The sequence below is a fragment of the Comamonas sp. wu1-DMT genome, from assembly GCF_040187805.1.
Taxonomy (GTDB): domain Bacteria; phylum Pseudomonadota; class Gammaproteobacteria; order Burkholderiales; family Burkholderiaceae_C; genus Comamonas; species Comamonas thiooxydans.
Map to the genome: position 1 here is coordinate 62,115 of NZ_JBANEM010000005.1, position 17,415 is coordinate 79,529.

Sequence of the window (17,415 nt, forward strand, 5' to 3'; positions counted from 1 at the left end):
AAAATCAGGAGAGTGCTTCCGTGAAAACCGTCTACGTCCTCAATGGCCCCAATCTCAATCTGCTGGGCATGCGCGAACCCGGCATCTATGGATCGGCCACGTTGGCCGATGTCCAGAAGCTCTGCGAGGAAGCTTGCCTGCGCCATGGCCTGAAGCTGGAGTTCCGCCAGAGCAACCATGAGGGCGAGCTGGTGGACTGGATTCACGAGGCAGGCCGGTTGCACGCCAAGGGGGAGTTGCAGGCGCTGATCATGAATGCAGCGGCCTACACCCATACCAGTGTGGCAATTCTCGATGCCGTCAAGGGCACGGCCGTGCCGCTGGTGGAGTTGCACATCAGCAATGTCCATGCGCGTGAGAGCTTTCGCCATCATTCCTATCTGTCGGCCACGGCGCGCGCCGTGATGTGCGGCTTCGGCGTGGCAGGCTACGGTCTGGCCATCGATGCGGTGGCGCAGTGGTGACATCGGCGGTTGAAGCAGCCTGTTCGCTGGAGCAGGTCTCGCAGGAGCAGGGTGTCGACGTGCCACCGGCGATTGCCCGGTTGCAGGCCACGGCGCAGCGCGTGCAGACCCGGCTTGGAGAAGCTGCCGACAGCGGCGCGATGATCTGGCATGGCTGGCAGCCCCCGGCCGGGGTGGCGCAGCGCGGCCTGCCGCTGGTGCTGCTGCATGGCGGCAGCGGTAGCTGGACGCATTGGTTGCGCGTGATTCAGCCGCTGACCGAGGCGGGCTACAGCCTGTGGCTGGCCGATCTGCCGGGTTTTGGCGAATCCGATGGCGTGCCCGGGGGCATGGATGTGGACACCATGCTGGAGCCCCTGGCCTATGGCATCCGGCAACTGCTGGGCAATGCCGATTCGGATCCGGTCTGCGATCTGGTCGGTTTTTCCTTTGGCGGCATGACTGCCGGTCTGCTGGCCGCCGAGCATCCGGAACTGGCCCGGAGGCTGGTGGTGGTCGGCGCTCCCGGCATGGGAATGACCGAAGGACGCAGCGTGCGCCTGCTGGGCTGGCGCCACCTGCAGGGGCTGGAGGCCCAGATGCAGGCCCATCGCCACAATATCGCGGCCCTCATGCTGCATGATGCGGCGCTGATCGATGAGGAAACGCTGGCGCTGCATGCGCGCAATGTGGCGCGTGACCGGCTGCCGCGCAGACGGCTGTCGCGCACCGATGTGCTGGCCCGAGCTCTGACCCGTATCAAAGTGCCGGTGGCGGCGATCTATGGTGAGCATGACCCTCTGTATGCGGGTTGCCTGGCCGAGCTGCAACTGCTGATGCAGCGGCAGTGCCTGGGGGCGCTGGACTGGCAGGTGATGCGGAACGTCGGCCATTGGGTACAGCACGAGGATCCGGCCACCTTCTGCGCTACGCTGCAGGAGGCTCTATCGTGAGCAATGCGGCCGCCTTCGAGCTGACCGAAGCCGATGTGCAATGGAGCGCCGTGCGCGCTCAAGGCCCGGGTGGCCAGAATGTGAACAAGGTGGCCAGCGCCGTGCATCTGCGCTTTGATATTCGGGCATCGCGTCTGCCGGTCGATGTGCAGCAGCGCTTGCTGGCTTTGGGCGACTCGCGCATCACCACCGATGGAGTGGTGGTCATCAAGGCGCAAAAATACCGCACTCAGGAGCACAACCTGTGGGATGGGCTGCAGCGCCTCAATGCGTTGGTGGCCACGGTTGCCAGGCCGCCACGCCCGCGCAAGCCCACCAAGCCGACCTGGGGCTCGCAGCAAAGACGCCTGCAGGGCAAAAGCCTGCGCTCCGGCATCAAGGCATTGCGCGAGCGGGTGCATGACTGAGCTTGTGTAGCGGCAACGCCACGCTTAGGCCAGTCAACTGTATCAAAAGGCATGCGCGTACCCTGTCGGGCCGGGTGCGGATCGGTCAGCCGGCTGCGGGTCTGCGCTATATTGTTTTGATAGCTGCAGTCGCAGAATGCAAAAGCGCTACAGCCTGTTTCCCATCAAATTCCGTGCTGCCTTCGGGAGTTGTCCATGAGCACATTGCCTTTGACTTATCTGGAGCGGCCCGCGCAGCTTGACGCCGGCCGGCCTGCCTGGCTGCTGGTGCTCATGCATGGCGTGGGCAGCAATGAGCAGGACCTGTTCGGCCTGGTGCCCTATGTGCCGCCGCAATTTCATGTGCTCAGTCTGCGTGCGCCCTTTGCCATGGGCATGGGGGCTTATGCCTGGTTTCAGTTCACTGTGGATGCCGATGGTACGCGCCATATCAATGTGCCGCAGGAGCAGCAGGCGCGTATCTTGCTACAGCAGACGGTGGAGCAGGCCGCGCAGCAGCTGGACATTCCGCCCGAGCGGGTGGTGCTGGGAGGCTTCAGCCAGGGCGGCATCATGAGCCTGAGCCAGTTGCTGACCCAGCCCCAGACCTTGCGTGCCGCACTGGTCTGGCACAGCCGTCTATTGCCCGAGATCGCGTCGCTGCACGCGCCCGCTGCCGCATTCGAGGGCAAGTCGGCCTGGGTCAGCCACGGGACTTATGACAATGTGATTCCGCTGACCAGCGCCCATGCCGTGCGTGACCGTCTGGCCTCCTTGCCCTTGCAACTGAGCTATCACGAATATCCGGGCGCCCATGAGATCCGGCCCGAGGAACTGCGCGCCAGCATGCAGTGGCTGCAGGATCTGACGCAGTCAGCAGATGACTTCAGCAGCGATGGCGATCAGTGACCGGCGGTCTTTGAAAACAGATTGATTACCAGCACGCCGCCGACAATCATGGCCATGCCGGCCAGAGCGGGGGCATCGAGCTTCTGGCCCTGCCAGAAATAGGCGACGGCCGAGACCAGCACGATGCCCACGCCGGACCAGATTGCATAGGCCACGCCCGTGGGCACGGTACGCAGCGTCAGCGACAGCAGATAGAAAGAAATCGCATAGCCGACCAGGGCAACAGCGGTGGGGCCGAGCCTGGAGAAGCCCTCCGACCTGGCGAGGAAGGAGGTGGCAATCACCTCGCAGATGATGGCCAGGCCCAGATACAGGTAATTTGTCATGCCGGGCACTTTAGTGCGGCTGGGGCCGGGCTGTTTCCAGCCTGGTTCCAAGACCCCGGACCGCTTCTGGCCGTTATTGCCAAAATCCAGCGGCTGTGCGCACCTCGCCCAGGGCAATACGCGCGGTTCGCCGCGCTTGATCAGATGGCAGGGTAGTCGCCTGTGCCTTCGGGCCAGGGGGTCAGCACCTCAAATCCGGTCTCCGTCACCAGCACCATATGCTCCCACTGGGCGGAGAGCGATTTGTCATTGGTGATCACGGTCCAACCGTCCGCCAGTTCGCGCGTGGCGGCCTTGCCGGCGTTGAGCATGGGCTCGATGGTGAAGATCATGCCGGGCTGCAGCGTCAGGCCCTGACCGGGCGTGCCGTAGTGCAGCACCTGGGGCTCGTCGTGATAGACCTTGCCGATTCCGTGACCGCAGTACTCGCGCACGATGGAAAAGCGTTCGCGCTGGGCCACGGTCTGGATGGCATGGCCTACATCGCCCAGCGTGGCCCCGGGCTTGACGGCGCGGATGCCGGCCACCAGCGCTTCATAGGTGGTGTTGACCAGGCGCCTGGCCAGATTGCTGGGCTGGCCCACGTAGTACATGCGGCTGGTGTCGCCGATCCAGCCCTCGGGCGTGGTTACTGCGACGTCGACATTGATGATGTCGCCATCCTTGAGGACCTGCTTGCTATCGGGGATGCCGTGGCAGACCACATGGTTGACGGAGGTGCACACGGTTTTGGGAAAACCATAGTAGCCCACATTGGTGGGAGTGCATTTCAGCTCGTTGACGATGTAGTCGTGGCAGATCTTGTCCAGTTCCTCTGTGCTTACGCCGGGCTGCACATGAGGGGTGAGCATGGCCAGCACCTTGGCGGCCAGGCCGCCGGCCTTGCGCGAGAGGTAGATGTCGGTGGCGTCATGAATGGGTACGACTTTCTGTTTGCCGCGCTTCATTGCATGCCTCCTACCAGGCGCACAGGACGGGGGCGGCGCACGACTGTGTCGGCGTCATGGGCGCTGGCAGGCTGCAGCTCACGCTCGGCTTGTTGCAGCAGCAGGGCGCAGATGCCTTCGTAATTGAGCTGGGGGTGATGCTCGGCCAGCTGGCCTACACGCAGCCAGTGCTCGGCCTGGGCATTGATGGAGCGGCCGAGGGCCGCGCTGGAGACACGAATCTGGTCGTGCAACTGGTCTGAAATTTTGACGATTCCCATGGCCGAGCATCATAAGGTCTGTATACGTTTCGTATATTGACAAACGCAAATTGCATGGTTGAAGCCGCGGTTTTGCCGCTGCTTGACAAGCGCTGTTCGTCGAATGGGGTTTTAAGGCCATGTCGTACGACATGGCGCTCAAGAAGTTGATAGCGCGCTACGCTTGATTGGCATTGCTTGCAGCCAGGGTCATTCAGAAAACTGAAAGCTTTTGAGGCAAGCCTGGTATTCGTGCCGTTCAAGTCTTATAAAAGATATATATCATCAGTATTTGCCTTGTCCATATTGAGTTTCCTGCTATAAAAATTGAAGAACAATCAATGCGTGCCAGACATCTTGGGATGTTCTGGCGTTCGGTCACAACAGACGCAGAGTCAGGGTCGTTCATGGAAAACGCAGTCAGTCAAGCAGAGCAGGGCGAGCGGCCCATCATCGAGTCTCAGGGGCAGCAAGCCCGCAAGCCACCGCATCCACGTGATGGGCATGCGGCCCGCATCGTGGTCGTGGGCGGTGGCGTGGCGGGGCTGGAGGTGGCCACAGCCCTGGGCAAGCTCAAGAGCGAGAGCATTGACACGGTGACGCTGGTGGACAGCGACTCCGCCCATGTCTGGAAGCCCATGCTGCACACGATTGCTGCCGGCACCCGTGACCTGGCCCAGCAGCAGACCACTTATCTCGCCCAGGCTACCGATGCCGACTTTGCCTACCAGCCCGGCGAGATGTGCGGCCTGGACCGTGAGGCACGCGAGATTCTGCTGGCCCCTATTTATGCCCCCGATGGTCGCGAGCTGGTGGCGGGGCGGCGTCTTGCCTATGACAAGCTGGTGATTGCGGTGGGCAGCGGTGCCAACGACTTCGGCACGCCCGGCGTGCATGAGCATTGCTTCATGATCGATTCGCGCCGCAAGGCCGATGCCTTCAACCAGGAAATCCGGCTGCGCATGGTGCGCTGCATGACCAGTGGCGAGCAGTTGCAGGTCGCCATCGTGGGCGGCGGCGCCACCGGGGTAGAGCTTGCGGCGGAGCTGGTTCAGCTTGCAGAGAGTGCCACGGCCTACGGCGCCTTGGGCGAGGCCGCCAAGTTCCGCATCGTGCTGATCGAGGCCGGCTCGCGCCTGCTGCCCAGTTTTCCCGAGGAGATCTCCGAAGCTACGCGTGTGCGGCTGCAGGCCCTGGGCGTTTCCGTGATCGTCGGCGGCCGCGTCAGCCGTGCGACCGAGCAAGGCTTCGAGCTGGCCAATGGCGAGCTGATTCCTGCCAGCCTGCGTGTCTGGGCTGCGGGGGTAAAGGCCCCGGAATTCTTGATGCAGCTGGGTTTGCAGACCACGCGCAGCAATCAACTGCTGGTCAATGACGAGATGCAGACCAGCGACCCCGATATCTATGCCCTGGGCGACTGCGCCAGCTATACCTTGCCGGGCAAGCAGGAGGCTTTGCCTCCCACGGCCCAGGTTGCCCACCAGCAAGCCCGCTATCTGATCGAGACTCTGCCTCATGTGCTGGAGCGTCCCGGTGCCAAACCCGTAGGCTTTGCCTATCGTGACTTTGGAGCCCTGGTGTCGCTTGCGCATTACGACGCCTATGGCTCGCTGGGCAAGTTCGGCCTGTTTAACGGCGGCGTGATCCGCGGCCGCATGGCCATGCTCAGCCACATCATGCTGTACCGCTCGCACCAGGCGCGGCTTTACGGCTTCTGGCGCGGCGGCCTGCTGTGGCTGATCGACCTGATGAACGCGCGGCTGAGGCCCTCCATCCGCCTGGACTGAGTTACAAAAATCCTTCGATGGGCAGCCAGCTCAGCACCCGCACCATGAAGCGCTGCCACCAACTGGTGCCGGGGTCGGCACTGAAGGTCTGGGCTTCATGGGGCGGCTGCGGACTCTGGCCCGTCCAGCTCAGCCCGCCCTGCGCGTCCAGTTGCACCTTGTAGGCCATGTACGGCAGATGTTGATCCAGCGAGGTGCTGACCTGCTGGCTCAAGGCCGGGTCTTTGATGACCACGCCCATTTCGGTGTTGAGCATGGCCGAGCGCGGATCGAAGTTGAAGGAGCCGACAAAGAGCTGCTTGCCGTCGACCGCGAAGGTCTTGGCATGCAGGCTGGCGCCCGAACTGCCCGTGGTGGCGGAGCTGCCGCTCAGCGCTGCAGGTGAGGGGGCTTCGCGCTTGGGAGTCTTTTCGGCAGGCTCGCTCCTTGGTGTCTTGTCCGGCTCGTTGGCTGCGGGCTGGTTGCGCAGATCGATCTGGCGGCGCATCTCGTAGAGTTCCACGCCCATTTTCAGCAGCGGCTTGCGGTATTTCTCGTAGCCGGCATGCACCACGGCCACATCGGTCGCTTCCAGGCTATTGGTCAGAATGCGCACCCGCACACCTTGCTGGCGCAGATGGCCAAAGGCGTCGACTCCAGCCTGGGTGGGCACGAAATAGGGCGACACCACTTCCAGCAACTGCTGTGGCTGGCCAATCACAGGCTGGAGCTGGGACAGCAGCAAGTCCTCGGGCGCGGCTTCGCGCAGGACCTTGGCCGGGTCGTCGCTGACCAGGGTGGTCTCGGCCCATTGCAGCGGCAGTTGACCTGCCAGCAAATCGGTGCTGAAGCGGCTGCGGCTGACGGCCTGCGCATAGGCCTGTGATTCGGGGCGATTCACATCGGCGTGCAGGCCTGCATAGACCTTGTCCACGGCCTGCTGTGGCATGGCGGGCAGCAGGCTGGCTGCAGGGTAGGCGGAGGGACTGTTCCAGTAACGGTCGAATTCCGCTGCCACCTCGCCCACCACCGAGCCTGTGGCCACCACATCGAGGTCGGCGAACAGCACGCCGTCGGATGCGGCAAAGTACTCGTCGCCGATATTGCGCCCGCCCACGATGGTGGCGGAGGAGTCGGCCGTGTAGCTCTTGTTGTGCATGCGCCGCTGGGTGCGTGCGAAGTCCGTCACATAGCCAATCGCCTTGGGCGTGCGCAGGGCGAAGGGGTTGAATAGCCGCACCTCGATTAGAGGGTGCTGGTCCAGGGCGGCCAGGGTGGCGTCCATGCCGCCGGTGCCGCCATCGTCCAAGAGCAGGCGCACGCGCACGCCGCGGTCTGCCGCAAGCAGCAGCTCATCGAGCAGCAAATGGCCGGTGGTGTCGTTGCGCCAGATGTAGTACTGCACATCGAGCGTGCGCTGCGCGGCTCGGGCCAGCAGGGCGCGGGCGGCATAGGCGTCATGGGCATCGGCCAGCATATGGATGCCGCTCTGCCCAGGATGTGCCTGCTGCAGCGGCGCCAGCGCCTGGCCGAGCCGGGTTTGCAGGGCCTGCTCGGCGCTCAGGGCCTCGCTGGCCATGCGATCCGGCAGGGGAGGCAGGCCGCAGCCTGTGAGCAGCCCCGCGATCAGAAGGGCGGCCGCCGTACCGCGCCACAGGGGAAGTTCGGGTCTCGAGGCCTGTGTGTTTTGCATGACCCGAGTATGCCGCAGCGCATCAGGCGATCTTCACAGGACCGGGGCGGCGGTCCTCGACCACAAAGCGTGCCAGCGTATAGAGGCTGCTGTCGGCGTGGAGCGGGTTGCTCACGGCGCGCAGCTCCGTGGTCATGGACTGCGGCGTGATATCCACGAGGCTGTAGCCGCGCTCCTCGCAGCGCGCGAAAAGCACCTGAGGGTTGTGGGCCACGATGGCATCGACCCTGGCTTGTGTGGTGCCGCTGTGCGAGCTGATGGAGGTGCCGCAGAACTCGCTGGCAATCACCGGATTGACTCTGTCCGGAGCCTGATCGGCCTGGGCCGCAATGGCGCAGACATAGTTCTGGTGAATGTCCCCGCCGAGCAGCACGCTGTTGCGCGGCTGGCTTTCTGCAATCTGGCGTACCAGGCGCTGGCGGGCCTGAGGGTAGCCGTCCCAGCTGTCGGTCGACTGCCTGCCATTGGGATGCTTGCGGGCCGAGAACAAGGTGGTCTGCACCACGGTGCTCCAGCGGGTGGCGTCGACCCTCTCGCGTGCATCGTCCTGCAACTGCCGGGCCAGCCAGCGCTCCTGATCCCAGCCCAGAAAGCTGCGCGCCGGATCTTGCAGGGCGGGACATTCGGCCGGGTCCACGGTGCCGGTGCTGGCCTTGCCCTCCGGGCGGCAGGCCTGCAGATCGCGGTACTGGCGGCCGTCCAGCAGATGCAGTCTGGCGAGCTTGCCCCACTGCAGGCAGCGGTACAGCGCCAGGCCTTGAAAGTTGCGCTGCAATGCACTGTCACGCAGCGGCATGTTTTCGTAGAAAGCCTGCCAGGCCGCCATGCGTCTTGCCAGAAAGTGAGCACTGTCCCCTCGCCCGTACTGGGCTACATAGTCGTTTTCAACCTCATGATCGTCCCAGATGACGGACCAGTTGCACGCGGCATGGGCGGCCTGCAGATGAGCATCGCTTTTGTGCAGCGCATAGCGGTCGCGGTAGTCCTGCAAGGTCTGGGCGGTACGCAGCGGCTGCGCACGCGCCAGTCCATCGGGCTTGGCCGGCTGCGCATATTCATAGATGTAGTCGCCGAGAAACAGCACCAGATCGGGCGAGGCCTGCGCGGCGTCGGCCCAGGCACTGTAGAAGCCGTGTTCCCAGCGCTGGCAGGAGGCTACGGCCAGGCGCAGCTTGCGCACATCGGCTCCGGGCGCCGGGGCGGTACGGCAGCGTGCGGTGGTGCTGAAGGCGTCGCCACAGCGGAAGCGGTAGAAATACCAGCGGTCCGGACTCAGGCCGTTGACCTGCACATGGACGGCATGGCCCCATTCAGCCCTGGCCTGGGTCTGCCCATGGGCCACGGCCTGGCGGAACTGGGCATCGTGCGCCACTTCCCAATGCACGGTCTGTGCTGCCAGGTCTGGCGCGACCGCTGTGCCCAGATAGGCCAGAGGCGCTGTCAGCCGCGTCCAGATCAGGATGTTGTCGGGCTCCGGGTCGCCGCTGGCCACTCCCAGGGTGAACGGGTTGTGGGCCAGTGATTCCGTGGCACGGACCCAGGCGGGCAGGGCGCCCACGGCCGTGGCAAGGCTGGAGGCAATCAGAAAGCGACGGCGATCCGGCGCAGGCGCGTGAAGAGGAGAAAACATGGCGATGCTGCGGTGTTGGGGTTTTGTAGCCCGTGGCTGGAAGTATCTCCCCGACCCCACAGGCATCGCCGCGGTTTACCGCAGCTTTACGCGTTGACCAGCACCAGCTTGCCCTGTACCTGGCGCGAGCCCATGCGCTCATAGGCGGCGAAGAGCTCGCTCATGGGCATGGTGCGGTCGATTACGGGCTTGATCCTGCCTTGGGCCCACCATTGAGACAGCTCCTGCATCATGGCGGCATTGTTCTGAGGCTCGCGCTTGGCGAAATCGCCCCAGAACACGCCGACCAGGGAAGCGCCCTTGAGCAGAGGCAGGTTCAGCGGCAGCGAGGGGATGGGTCCGGAGGCAAATCCGATGATCAGATAGCGGCCGCGCCAGGCAATGGAGCGGAAGGCAGGTTCGGCAAAATCGCCGCCTACGGGATCGTAGATCACGTCGGGTCCCTTGCCGTCTGTCGCTGCCTTGATGGCTTCACGCAGATCGCCCTGGCTGTAGTTGATGGTGAGGTCTGCGCCCTGGGCCTTGCACAGCGCACATTTCTCGTCGGTGGAGGCAGCGGCAATCACCCGGGCACCGGCCGCCTTGGCAATCTGTATGGCTGCCGTGCCCACGCCGCCCGCCGCGCCCAGCACGAGTACGGTCTCGCCGGCCTTGAGCTGACCTCGGTCCATGAGCGCATGGTGGGAGGTGGCATAGGTCATGATGAAGGCTGCGGCATCGACAAAGGGGAAGTCGGCCGGCAGCGGCATGCACATGGAAGCGGGTGCCAGCGCATGCGTGGCGAACCCGCCCGTGCCCGAAAGACAGGCCACATGCTGGCCTGGCTTGAGATGTTTGACCCCTTCGCCCACGGCCTGCACCACGCCGGCATATTCCGAGCCCGGCACAAAGGGCAGGGGAGGCTTGATCTGGTATTTGTTCTGCACGATCAGCAGATCGGGAAAGTTCAGGCTGGCGGCCTTGACTTCCAGCAGCACCTGGCCGGGGCCGGGCTGTGGCGTGGGCTGCTCGGTCCACTTCAGAGTCTCGACGCCGGTGGGTGTGGTGCAAAGCCATGCGTGCATATCTTGTCTCCTGATCTTCTTGAGGTGAGATTGGGGGAATCGGCTCGCAGATGATAGAAGTGTGGTGCGAATGCCGCGTGTCTCTGTCGTGACCTTGGAGCCGCCTACAATCCGCCTCATCCATGAAGATTCTTATTTGCAATGACGATGGCTTCCAGGCCCCAGGCATCGTGGCCCTGCACGATGCGCTGCGCACCGTGGCAGACGTCGAAGTGGTGGCGCCCGAGCACAACAACAGCGCCAAGTCCAATGCCTTGACGCTGAATGCACCGCTGTATGTGCACCAGGCCTATAACGGCTTTCGCTATGTGAACGGCACGCCTGCAGACTGCGTGCATATCGCGTTGACCGGCCTGCTTGGCTACCGGCCCGATCTGGTGGTCTCGGGCATCAACAACGGCGCCAACATGGGCGACGACACGATTTACTCGGGCACCGTGGGCGCGGCCATGGAAGGCTATCTGTTCGGCATTCCCTCGATTGCCTTCTCGCAGGTGGACAAGGGCTGGGCCGAGCTGGAAGCGGCGGCTGCCACAGCCCGTCAGATGGTTCAGGAGATGCAGGCCCAGCAGCTGATCGGTAAAGCTCCCTGGCTGCTGAACGTGAATATTCCCAATATGCCGCTGCATGCACTCAAAAGTGTCAAGCTGTGTCGCCTGGGGCGCCGTCATGCGGCCGAACAGGCCATTCAGCAGCAAAGTCCGCGTGGCGAGACCATGTACTGGATCGGCAGTGCCGGCGCCGCAAAGGACGACTCCGAAGGCACGGACTTCCATGCCACGGCCCACGGCCATGTCTCCATGACGCCGCTCAAGGTGGATCTGACCGATCATGAAAACCTTGGCTATTGGGCGCAGACGGCCAGCAGGCTGGCGGGGCCATCCAACACATCGGCGGCCGCATCGTGAGCGAGCGTCGTCCGCCTCAGGTCCCGGGCTGGATTGCACGCTCGGTGCAGACGGGCACCGGCGCGGCACGGCCGCCCGTTGCTCCCAAGCCCATCAATCCCTTGCGTGTGGCCGCCTCGCCGGTGGGCGTGGGGCTGGACTCATCCACGGTGCGTGCCCGCATGGCCCAGCGCATCGGTGCGGCCGGCGTCAGCAACCCTGCCGTGCTGCAGGCCATGGCCACGGTGGAGCGTCACCGCTTTGTCGACAGTGCTCTGGTCAATCAGGCCTACGAAGACACCAGCCTGCCTATCGGCCTCGGCCAGACCATCTCCAAACCCAGCATCGTGGCCCGCATGATCGAGCTGCTGCTCGACTCCGATGCGGCCCGAAACGGGCAAGGGCGCGTGCTGGAGATCGGCACCGGTTGCGGCTACCAGGCGGCCGTGCTGTCCATGCTCACCAAAGAGGTTTATTCGATAGAGCGGCTGCGTGGCCTGCACGAGAAGGCGCGCGGTCATCTGCGCCCCATGCGCCTGTCCAATGTGCATCTGATCCTCGGTGACGGCATGGTGGGTTTTGCCAGTGGCGCGCCCTATGCGGGCATCATCTCCGCTGCCGGAGGTGATGTGGTGCCGCAAGAGTGGTGTGATCAACTGGCGGTGGGCGGGCGTCTGGTGGCTCCGGTCGTGGTGGGTGCGGGTAAGCAGGCACTGCTGGTGATTGACAAGAGTTCACACGGTTTTACGCAGACAGTTTTGGAAGCAGTCAACTTTGTCCCTCTAAAATCGGGGATCGCCTAGAAGGGAATAGCTTATGTTGGTATCGCGAAGTCTTGGTGCATGGGGAACGGCCGTGCTGGCAGGTGTCATCCTGGCCGGTTGTGCTGCCCAGGCAAACAGGGCTCCTGTGGAGGATCGCGGACAGTCGGCCTCCTCGTCTTCAACTGTGGACGTCAAGTCGCTGCCCGGCGCTGAAAATGCCGGCAAGCCGGGTTACTACACCATCAAGCCTGGCGACACTCTGATCAGGATTGGTCTGGAGCACGGCCAGAGCTGGAAGGACATTGCTCGCTGGAGCAATCTGGACAATCCCAACGTGATTGAAGTCGGTCAGGTGGTGCGTGTGGTGCCGCCCGGACGCGAGGCGCCTGTCGCCTCGTCCGGTTCGGGTCGCGGTGTCGCGCCCGTGGTTGTGGGCGGTGGCAGCGCCGCAACGACGACCACACCCGTGACTCCCCCGGCTGCAAGCGCAACGCCAGTGCCATCCACGCCTGCAACAAGCCCGGCGCCTGCTGCCAAGGGCGCCGATGATGTGAACTTCATCTGGCCTGCCAGCGGCTCGTTGATTGCCGGCTTCGACGAGCAGCGCAACAAGGGCTACGACATCAGCGGCAAGGCCGGCGATCCCGTGCTGGCTGCGGCCGATGGCCGTGTGGTGTATGCCGGTGCCGGCCTGCGTGGCTACGGCAATCTCATCATCCTCAAGCACAACAACACCTATCTGACCGCCTACGCCCACAACCAGTCTCTGCTGGTCAAGGAAGATCAGGCCGTGAAGAAGGGGCAGAAGATTGCCGAGATGGGCAGCACCGATGCCGATCGCGTCAAGCTGCACTTCGAGGTGCGTCGCCAGGGCAAGCCTGTCGATCCTTCGCGTTATCTGCCTTCGCGTTGAGCATGGCCTCGCAACGCAAGCAAGCCGCACAAGCCCCTGCCCCGCAGGGGCTTGTGCCTTCTGACGCGGTCGAGCAGAGCTGGGACGAAGCAGCCGAAGACGCCATTGCCTCGGCCGAGGTCGAGAACCGAGAGCTCATGGTCGGCACCGAGCATCATGGTCAGCGTGTGGACAAGGTGCTGGCGCTGGGGGTGTCCGAGTTCTCGCGCAGCTATCTGCAGCAGTTGCTGGCCGACGGTGCAGTCACGCTCAACGGCAAGGTTCTGCTCAAGCCTTCGGTCAAGGTGGCCGTGGGCGACCGCCTGCGCGTGGAAATGCGCCCCACCCAGCAAAGCATGGCTTTCCAGCCCGAGACCATGGATTTGCAGGTGGTCTATGAGGACGAGGATCTGCTGGTCATCAACAAGCCTGCGGGTCTGGTGGTGCATCCGGCGCCCGGCAACTGGACGGGCACGCTGCTCAACGGCCTGCTGGCGCGTGACGAAAAAGCGCGCCAGGTGCCGCGCGCCGGCATTGTTCACCGGCTGGACAAGGACACCAGCGGTTTGATGGTGGTGGCGCGCAATCGAAGCACCATGGATGCGCTCATCAAGATGATCGCTGCACGTGAGGTGAGTCGCCAGTATCTGGCACTTGCCCACAAGCAATGGGGCAGCCGCAAGCGCCGCGAAGTCGATGCGCCGATCGGCCGTGACCCGCGCAATCGCCTGCGCATGGCGGTGGTGGATCTGAATCTGCACCCCGGCAAGCAGGCGCGTACCGACTTCGATCTGCTCGATGGCGATGCAGCGCATAGCCTGGTGCGCTGCACGCTGCACACCGGCCGCACGCACCAGATCCGGGTGCACATGGCGTCGCTCGGTCATCCGCTGATAGCCGATACGCTGTATGGCGGCCAGCCCGAGGGCGGACTGGAGCGCCAGGCACTGCATGCCTTCAGGCTGGCCTTTGAGCACCCTGTGACGAAAAAGCCGCTGGTCCACTATGCGCCGCTGCCACAAGACATGGCCGGTGCACTGGATTTATGGGGTCTGCGTTACAATCTGCCGGAAAGCCTCTGACCATCACTCGCATGGCATCTTTGGGGCGCTTCCCTCTCTTCTTAGAATCAGGCGTCCCACCGCAGTCGGTGCGACAGCCGCTCCCGAAACGCTGCGCCCATGAATACGGTAGATGCCAAGCGGGTTCTTGAAACAGCATTGATTTGTGCCCCGCAGCCTGTAACGCTGCGGGAATTGCGCTCACTTTTTGATGATGTGCTGGGCTCGGACACGGTTAAGGATTTGCTGCTGGACCTGCAAAAGGACTGGGCCCTCAAGGGCGTGGAACTGGTGCAGGTGGCTTCTGGCTGGCGTTTCCAGAGTCGGCCCGAGATGCGCGTCTACCTGGACAAGCTTCACCCCGAGAAGCCGCCCAAGTACACGCGGGCGACGCTGGAGACGCTGGCCATCATTGCCTACCGTCAGCCGGTCACGCGGGGTGATATCGAGGATATTCGCGGCGTGACCGTGAACAGCCTGATTATCAAGCAGCTGGAAGACCGAGGCTGGATCGAGGTCATCGGCCACCGTGAAACCGTGGGGCGGCCTGCGCTGTTTGCCACCACGCGCCAGTTTCTCGATGATCTGGGTCTGCAGTCGCTGGATCAACTGCCCATGCTGGAGGAAACCCAGGCTCAGCAAAGTCTGTTCAAGGCGCTGGATGGGGAGGAGGGCGACCAGACCGCCGTGCCGCAGGCCGATGCGGAGGATGCCCAGCCCCAGGAGGGTGTGGAAGCCTCAGAGCCGGTCGAGGTCGCAGAGGGTGCGGATGTCGCTACAGAGTCCGATGCTGCCGAGAGTGAAATCCTGGGTGCCCCGGACGAGGAAGATGGCGCCGAGGTGCTGCCGGATACCGATGTTGACCCAGTGGCGCAAGCGCCTGCAGAGCTTGTGTCGGAGCTTCAGCCCGAGGTGGATGCGCCAGAGTTGGAGTCATATCCGGATCAGGCGCAGAGTGATATTGAGCAAGATGCTACTGAAGAGATAGTGATTGAGCTACCGGATTCGGAGCCAGGGCCGACTGAGGAGCCGCCATCCGTGAGCAAGCCCAAAGCGGCCAGGCCCGCCAGGACTGCCAAGGCGGCAGAGCCGGAGCCCAAACCGGCGGCCAAGAAAGCCGGACGTACCGAGTGGGTGGGCCTGAAAGCGTTTCTCGAGGATGACTACGGCAGCGACGACGACGAGGCCGAGGACACAAAGGCGAAAGCGCGGGCCGACGATGCCGTCGGGTCAGCAGAACAAGGAATTGTGGAGGGTGACGATGGCGTCATCCCCGAAGGAAAACTGGAATGAACAACGAGACATCGAACCCGATGCCCGAGTCCGCAGCCGCTTCGCCCGAAGCCGAACCGGTCAAGAAGACTCGCAAGCCCCGCGCAGCCAAGGCCGATGGGGCCAAGGATGCCGCCGAGGCCAAGAAGCCTGCCGCACCGCGCAAGCGCGCCGGCGTCAAGAAGGACGCTGCTGGCGAGGCCAAGCCTGCGCGCAAGCGCGTGACCAAGCCGCGTACCGAAGAAGCCGTGGCCGTCGAGGAGCCGGTTCAGCCCGTGGCCGAGCAGGAGCTGCAGTCCCAGGACCAAGACCAAGACCAGGGTCATGATGCAGTGGATGCCGTCGTTGCCGAAGTGCCTGTGCAGAGCGTTGCCGCTCCTCATGGGCCCAAGGGACGCAAGGGTCAGAACATCGACTTTGCCGATGTGATCTCGGGCGACTTCGACGACGAGGAAGAGAACGGCAGCGCCATGCCCGCCAAGCGCGTGCTTGCGCCCCAGGTCGATTCTCCCAAGCTGCACAAGGTGCTGGCCCAGGCCGGCATGGGCTCGCGCCTGGAGATGGAGCAGTTGATACTGGAAGGGCGCATCTCGGTCAACAACGAGCCTGCCCACGTCGGCCAGCGCATTCAGTTCGGCGATATCGTCAAGGTCAACGGCCAGCCCATCCGCTTCCGTATCGACCCGCCGCCCGCACGCGTGATTGCCTATCACAAGCCCGTGGGCGAAGTGGTGACGCATGACGATCCGCAAAACCGCCCCACGGTGTTCCGCAAGCTGCCCAAGCTGCAGCATGGCAAGTGGCAGTCGGTGGGTCGTCTGGACTTGAATACCGAAGGTCTGCTGCTGTTCACCAGCTCGGGCGAGCTGGCGAACTCGCTGATGCACCCCCGCTTCGGCCTGGAGCGTGAATACGCGGCCCGCGTGCTGGGCGCGCTGAGCAAGGAAGAAAAGCAGCGCCTGCTGGACGGCGTGCAGCTCGAAGACGGCGAAGCCAGCTTCGGTGCCGTGGAAGATGGCGGTGGCGAAGGTGCCAACTGCTGGTACCGCGTGACCATCTCCGAAGGCCGCAACCGTGAAGTGCGACGCATGTTCGAGGCCGTGGGCCATGCCGTCAGCCGTCTGATCCGCATTCGCTACGGCGCCATGATGCTGCCGCGTGGCCTCAAGCGCGGCGCCTGGGTGGAACTCGATCAGGCCGATATCCAGGCGCTGATGTCGGCAGCCGGAGTCAAGGAACGTGCTCCCGTCGAGCGCAACAGCGGCGGCGCCCGTGGCGCCAACAACCGTGGCGGCCGCAACAACCGCAGCGGCGGCCGTGGCAATGGCATGAGTGCCGATCGCGCACCCCAGGGGCGTCGTGAAGGCGGCGGCCAGCGCCGTGGCGAGTGGGACGGCAATCGTCCGGCACCCAGCGGCATGCTGGGCGACAACCCGCGCAACAAGTCTGGCGGTCGCTCCGGTGGCTCGGGGCGCTCGCAGGGAGGCGGTCAGCCCGATCCCATGCGCACCTCGGTGGGCTATATCGGCGGCGACAGCCTCTCGCGTGCCCGTCAGAACGCCAAGCGTCGCCCTGGTGGCGGCGGTGGTGGCGGTCGCCGCGGCGGTCGCTAAAAAGGCATCCGTAAGGATTTGAGTGCTGCCCGGACTTCAAGGTCTATGGCGGCACCGCTAAAATCAACTGTTTTGCTTTTTCGGCAAAAACCCATAGTAACCCTGATTAGGAAATAATCATCATGGCTATCGAACGTACCCTCTCCATCATCAAGCCCGACGCAGTTGCCAAGAACGTGATCGGCCAAATCTACGCCCGCTTCGAAGCTGCTGGCCTGAAGATCGTGGCTGCCAAGCTGGTGCACCTGTCGCGCGGCGAAGCCGAGCAGTTCTACGCTGTGCACGCTGCCCGTCCTTTCTTCAAGGATCTGGTGGACTTCATGGTCTCCGGCCCCGTGATGATTCAAGCTCTGGAAGGCGAGAACGCCATCCTGAAGAACCGTGAACTGATGGGCGCCACCGACCCCAAGAAGGCCGAAAAGGGCACCATCCGCGCCGACTTCGCCGACAGCATCGATGCCAACGCCGTGCACGGCTCCGACGCTGCTGAAACTGCTGCTGTGGAAGTTGCCTTCTTCTTCCCCGGCATGAACGTGTACTCGCGTTAATCCACGCTAGCTTTACAGCATG

18 protein-coding genes are annotated in these 17,415 nt (G+C 63.7%); 12 read left to right on the plus strand and 6 right to left on the minus strand.

Annotated elements, in window-relative coordinates; genetic code table 11:
- Positions 1 to 20 precede the first annotated feature (20 nt).
- The 4 genes from aroQ (at position 21) to V8Z78_RS09490 (ending at position 2,691) form a co-directional block, all read left to right on the plus strand.
- The gene (gene aroQ, locus V8Z78_RS09475) at positions 21 to 464 is read left to right on the plus strand and encodes a type II 3-dehydroquinate dehydratase (RefSeq protein ID WP_003063863.1); all 444 of its coding nucleotides are present in this window, start codon (positions 21 to 23) and stop codon (positions 462 to 464) included.
- Positions 458 to 1,396: an alpha/beta fold hydrolase gene (locus V8Z78_RS09480; protein ID WP_349731279.1), complete on the plus strand. Its 939-nt coding sequence runs from the start codon at positions 458 to 460 to the stop codon at positions 1,394 to 1,396. Before aroQ ends, V8Z78_RS09480 begins: the two co-directional genes overlap by 7 nt.
- The gene (gene arfB / locus V8Z78_RS09485) at positions 1,393 to 1,803 is read left to right on the plus strand and encodes an alternative ribosome rescue aminoacyl-tRNA hydrolase ArfB (protein WP_349731280.1); all 411 of its coding nucleotides are present in this window, start codon (positions 1,393 to 1,395) and stop codon (positions 1,801 to 1,803) included. The genes V8Z78_RS09480 and arfB overlap by 4 nt, the downstream gene beginning before the upstream one ends.
- Before the next feature lie 195 nt (positions 1,804 to 1,998).
- Complete coding sequence (locus tag V8Z78_RS09490) at positions 1,999 to 2,691, plus strand: alpha/beta hydrolase (protein ID WP_012839187.1); 693 nt, start codon at positions 1,999 to 2,001, stop codon at positions 2,689 to 2,691.
- Here the strand turns inward: V8Z78_RS09490 and V8Z78_RS09495 are convergent.
- The 3 genes from V8Z78_RS09495 to V8Z78_RS09505 all read right to left on the minus strand — a co-directional run bounded on the left by V8Z78_RS09495 (position 2,685) and on the right by V8Z78_RS09505 (position 4,224).
- The gene (locus V8Z78_RS09495) at positions 2,685 to 3,017 is read right to left on the minus strand and encodes an SMR family transporter (RefSeq protein WP_003063858.1); all 333 of its coding nucleotides are present in this window, start codon (positions 3,015 to 3,017) and stop codon (positions 2,685 to 2,687) included. The two genes, V8Z78_RS09490 and V8Z78_RS09495, sit on opposite strands and share 7 nt — an antisense overlap.
- Positions 3,018 to 3,157: 140 nt before the next feature.
- Complete coding sequence (gene map, locus V8Z78_RS09500) at positions 3,158 to 3,964, minus strand: type I methionyl aminopeptidase (RefSeq protein WP_349731281.1); 807 nt, start codon at positions 3,962 to 3,964, stop codon at positions 3,158 to 3,160.
- Positions 3,961 to 4,224: a ParD-like family protein gene (locus V8Z78_RS09505; RefSeq protein WP_349731282.1), complete on the minus strand. Its 264-nt coding sequence runs from the start codon at positions 4,222 to 4,224 to the stop codon at positions 3,961 to 3,963. The genes map and V8Z78_RS09505 overlap by 4 nt, the downstream gene beginning before the upstream one ends.
- Positions 4,225 to 4,610: 386 nt before the next feature.
- On the opposite strand from V8Z78_RS09505, the gene V8Z78_RS09510 reads away from it, so the two are divergent.
- The gene (locus tag V8Z78_RS09510; RefSeq protein ID WP_349731283.1) at positions 4,611 to 5,990 is read left to right on the plus strand and encodes an NAD(P)/FAD-dependent oxidoreductase; all 1,380 of its coding nucleotides are present in this window, start codon (positions 4,611 to 4,613) and stop codon (positions 5,988 to 5,990) included.
- A 1-nt stretch (position 5,991) separates the two neighbouring features.
- On the opposite strand, the gene V8Z78_RS09515 is transcribed toward V8Z78_RS09510, so the two are convergent.
- The 3 genes from V8Z78_RS09515 to V8Z78_RS09525 all read right to left on the minus strand — a co-directional run bounded on the left by V8Z78_RS09515 (position 5,992) and on the right by V8Z78_RS09525 (position 10,356).
- Positions 5,992 to 7,662: a phospholipase D family protein gene (locus V8Z78_RS09515; RefSeq protein WP_046461978.1), complete on the minus strand. Its 1,671-nt coding sequence runs from the start codon at positions 7,660 to 7,662 to the stop codon at positions 5,992 to 5,994.
- Positions 7,663 to 7,684: 22 nt separating this feature from the next.
- A complete protein-coding gene (locus V8Z78_RS09520) occupies positions 7,685 to 9,292 on the minus strand; it encodes an alkaline phosphatase D family protein (RefSeq protein WP_046461977.1) in 1,608 nt (535 codons plus the stop codon).
- 86 nt (positions 9,293 to 9,378) lie between these two features.
- Positions 9,379 to 10,356, minus strand: a complete 978-nt coding sequence (locus tag V8Z78_RS09525; protein ID WP_280041133.1) for an NADPH:quinone oxidoreductase family protein — start codon at positions 10,354 to 10,356, stop codon at positions 9,379 to 9,381.
- 122 nt (positions 10,357 to 10,478) lie between these two features.
- Between V8Z78_RS09525 and surE the strand changes: the two genes are divergently transcribed.
- The 7 genes from surE to ndk all read left to right on the plus strand — a co-directional run bounded on the left by surE (position 10,479) and on the right by ndk (position 17,393).
- On the plus strand, positions 10,479 to 11,264 hold the full coding sequence (gene surE, locus V8Z78_RS09530; RefSeq protein WP_349731284.1) for a 5'/3'-nucleotidase SurE: 786 nt from the start codon (positions 10,479 to 10,481) through the stop codon (positions 11,262 to 11,264).
- The gene (locus tag V8Z78_RS09535) at positions 11,261 to 12,046 is read left to right on the plus strand and encodes a protein-L-isoaspartate(D-aspartate) O-methyltransferase (RefSeq protein ID WP_034361763.1); all 786 of its coding nucleotides are present in this window, start codon (positions 11,261 to 11,263) and stop codon (positions 12,044 to 12,046) included. Before surE ends, V8Z78_RS09535 begins: the two co-directional genes overlap by 4 nt.
- A 13-nt stretch (positions 12,047 to 12,059) precedes the next feature.
- Complete coding sequence (locus tag V8Z78_RS09540; protein ID WP_003063839.1) at positions 12,060 to 12,920, plus strand: peptidoglycan DD-metalloendopeptidase family protein; 861 nt, start codon at positions 12,060 to 12,062, stop codon at positions 12,918 to 12,920.
- A 2-nt stretch (positions 12,921 to 12,922) separates the two neighbouring features.
- Positions 12,923 to 13,981, plus strand: coding sequence for an RluA family pseudouridine synthase (locus tag V8Z78_RS09545; RefSeq protein WP_039048788.1), 1,059 nt, complete (start codon positions 12,923 to 12,925; stop codon positions 13,979 to 13,981).
- Positions 13,982 to 14,080: 99 nt separating this feature from the next.
- Positions 14,081 to 15,253 (plus strand): SMC-Scp complex subunit ScpB, encoded by a 1,173-nt coding sequence (gene scpB, locus V8Z78_RS09550; protein ID WP_349731285.1) that lies wholly within the window; start codon positions 14,081 to 14,083, stop codon positions 15,251 to 15,253.
- Positions 15,250 to 16,845: a pseudouridine synthase gene (locus V8Z78_RS09555; RefSeq protein ID WP_349731286.1), complete on the plus strand. Its 1,596-nt coding sequence runs from the start codon at positions 15,250 to 15,252 to the stop codon at positions 16,843 to 16,845. The genes scpB and V8Z78_RS09555 overlap by 4 nt, the downstream gene beginning before the upstream one ends.
- Positions 16,846 to 16,967: 122 nt before the next feature.
- On the plus strand, positions 16,968 to 17,393 hold the full coding sequence (ndk, locus tag V8Z78_RS09560) for a nucleoside-diphosphate kinase (RefSeq protein WP_003053316.1): 426 nt from the start codon (positions 16,968 to 16,970) through the stop codon (positions 17,391 to 17,393).
- Positions 17,394 to 17,415 lie beyond the last annotated feature (22 nt).

Coding starts and splice junctions, on each gene's coding strand:
- V8Z78_RS09490 (WP_012839187.1), top strand. CDS start 1,999: ATGAGCACATTGCCTTTGACTTATCTGGAGCGGCCCGCGCAGCTTGAC.
- ndk (WP_003053316.1), top strand. CDS start 16,968: ATGGCTATCGAACGTACCCTCTCCATCATCAAGCCCGACGCAGTTGCC.
- V8Z78_RS09540 (WP_003063839.1), top strand. CDS start 12,060: ATGTTGGTATCGCGAAGTCTTGGTGCATGGGGAACGGCCGTGCTGGCA.
- V8Z78_RS09545 (WP_039048788.1), top strand. CDS start 12,923: ATGGCCTCGCAACGCAAGCAAGCCGCACAAGCCCCTGCCCCGCAGGGG.
- V8Z78_RS09495 (WP_003063858.1), bottom strand. CDS start 3,017: ATGACAAATTACCTGTATCTGGGCCTGGCCATCATCTGCGAGGTGATT.
- V8Z78_RS09555 (WP_349731286.1), top strand. CDS start 15,250: ATGAACAACGAGACATCGAACCCGATGCCCGAGTCCGCAGCCGCTTCG.
- map (WP_349731281.1), bottom strand. CDS start 3,964: ATGAAGCGCGGCAAACAGAAAGTCGTACCCATTCATGACGCCACCGAC.
- V8Z78_RS09520 (WP_046461977.1), bottom strand. CDS start 9,292: ATGTTTTCTCCTCTTCACGCGCCTGCGCCGGATCGCCGTCGCTTTCTG.
- V8Z78_RS09510 (WP_349731283.1), top strand. CDS start 4,611: ATGGAAAACGCAGTCAGTCAAGCAGAGCAGGGCGAGCGGCCCATCATC.
- V8Z78_RS09505 (WP_349731282.1), bottom strand. CDS start 4,224: ATGGGAATCGTCAAAATTTCAGACCAGTTGCACGACCAGATTCGTGTC.
- V8Z78_RS09515 (WP_046461978.1), bottom strand. CDS start 7,662: ATGCAAAACACACAGGCCTCGAGACCCGAACTTCCCCTGTGGCGCGGT.
- scpB (WP_349731285.1), top strand. CDS start 14,081: ATGAATACGGTAGATGCCAAGCGGGTTCTTGAAACAGCATTGATTTGT.
- surE (WP_349731284.1), top strand. CDS start 10,479: ATGAAGATTCTTATTTGCAATGACGATGGCTTCCAGGCCCCAGGCATC.
- V8Z78_RS09525 (WP_280041133.1), bottom strand. CDS start 10,356: ATGCACGCATGGCTTTGCACCACACCCACCGGCGTCGAGACTCTGAAG.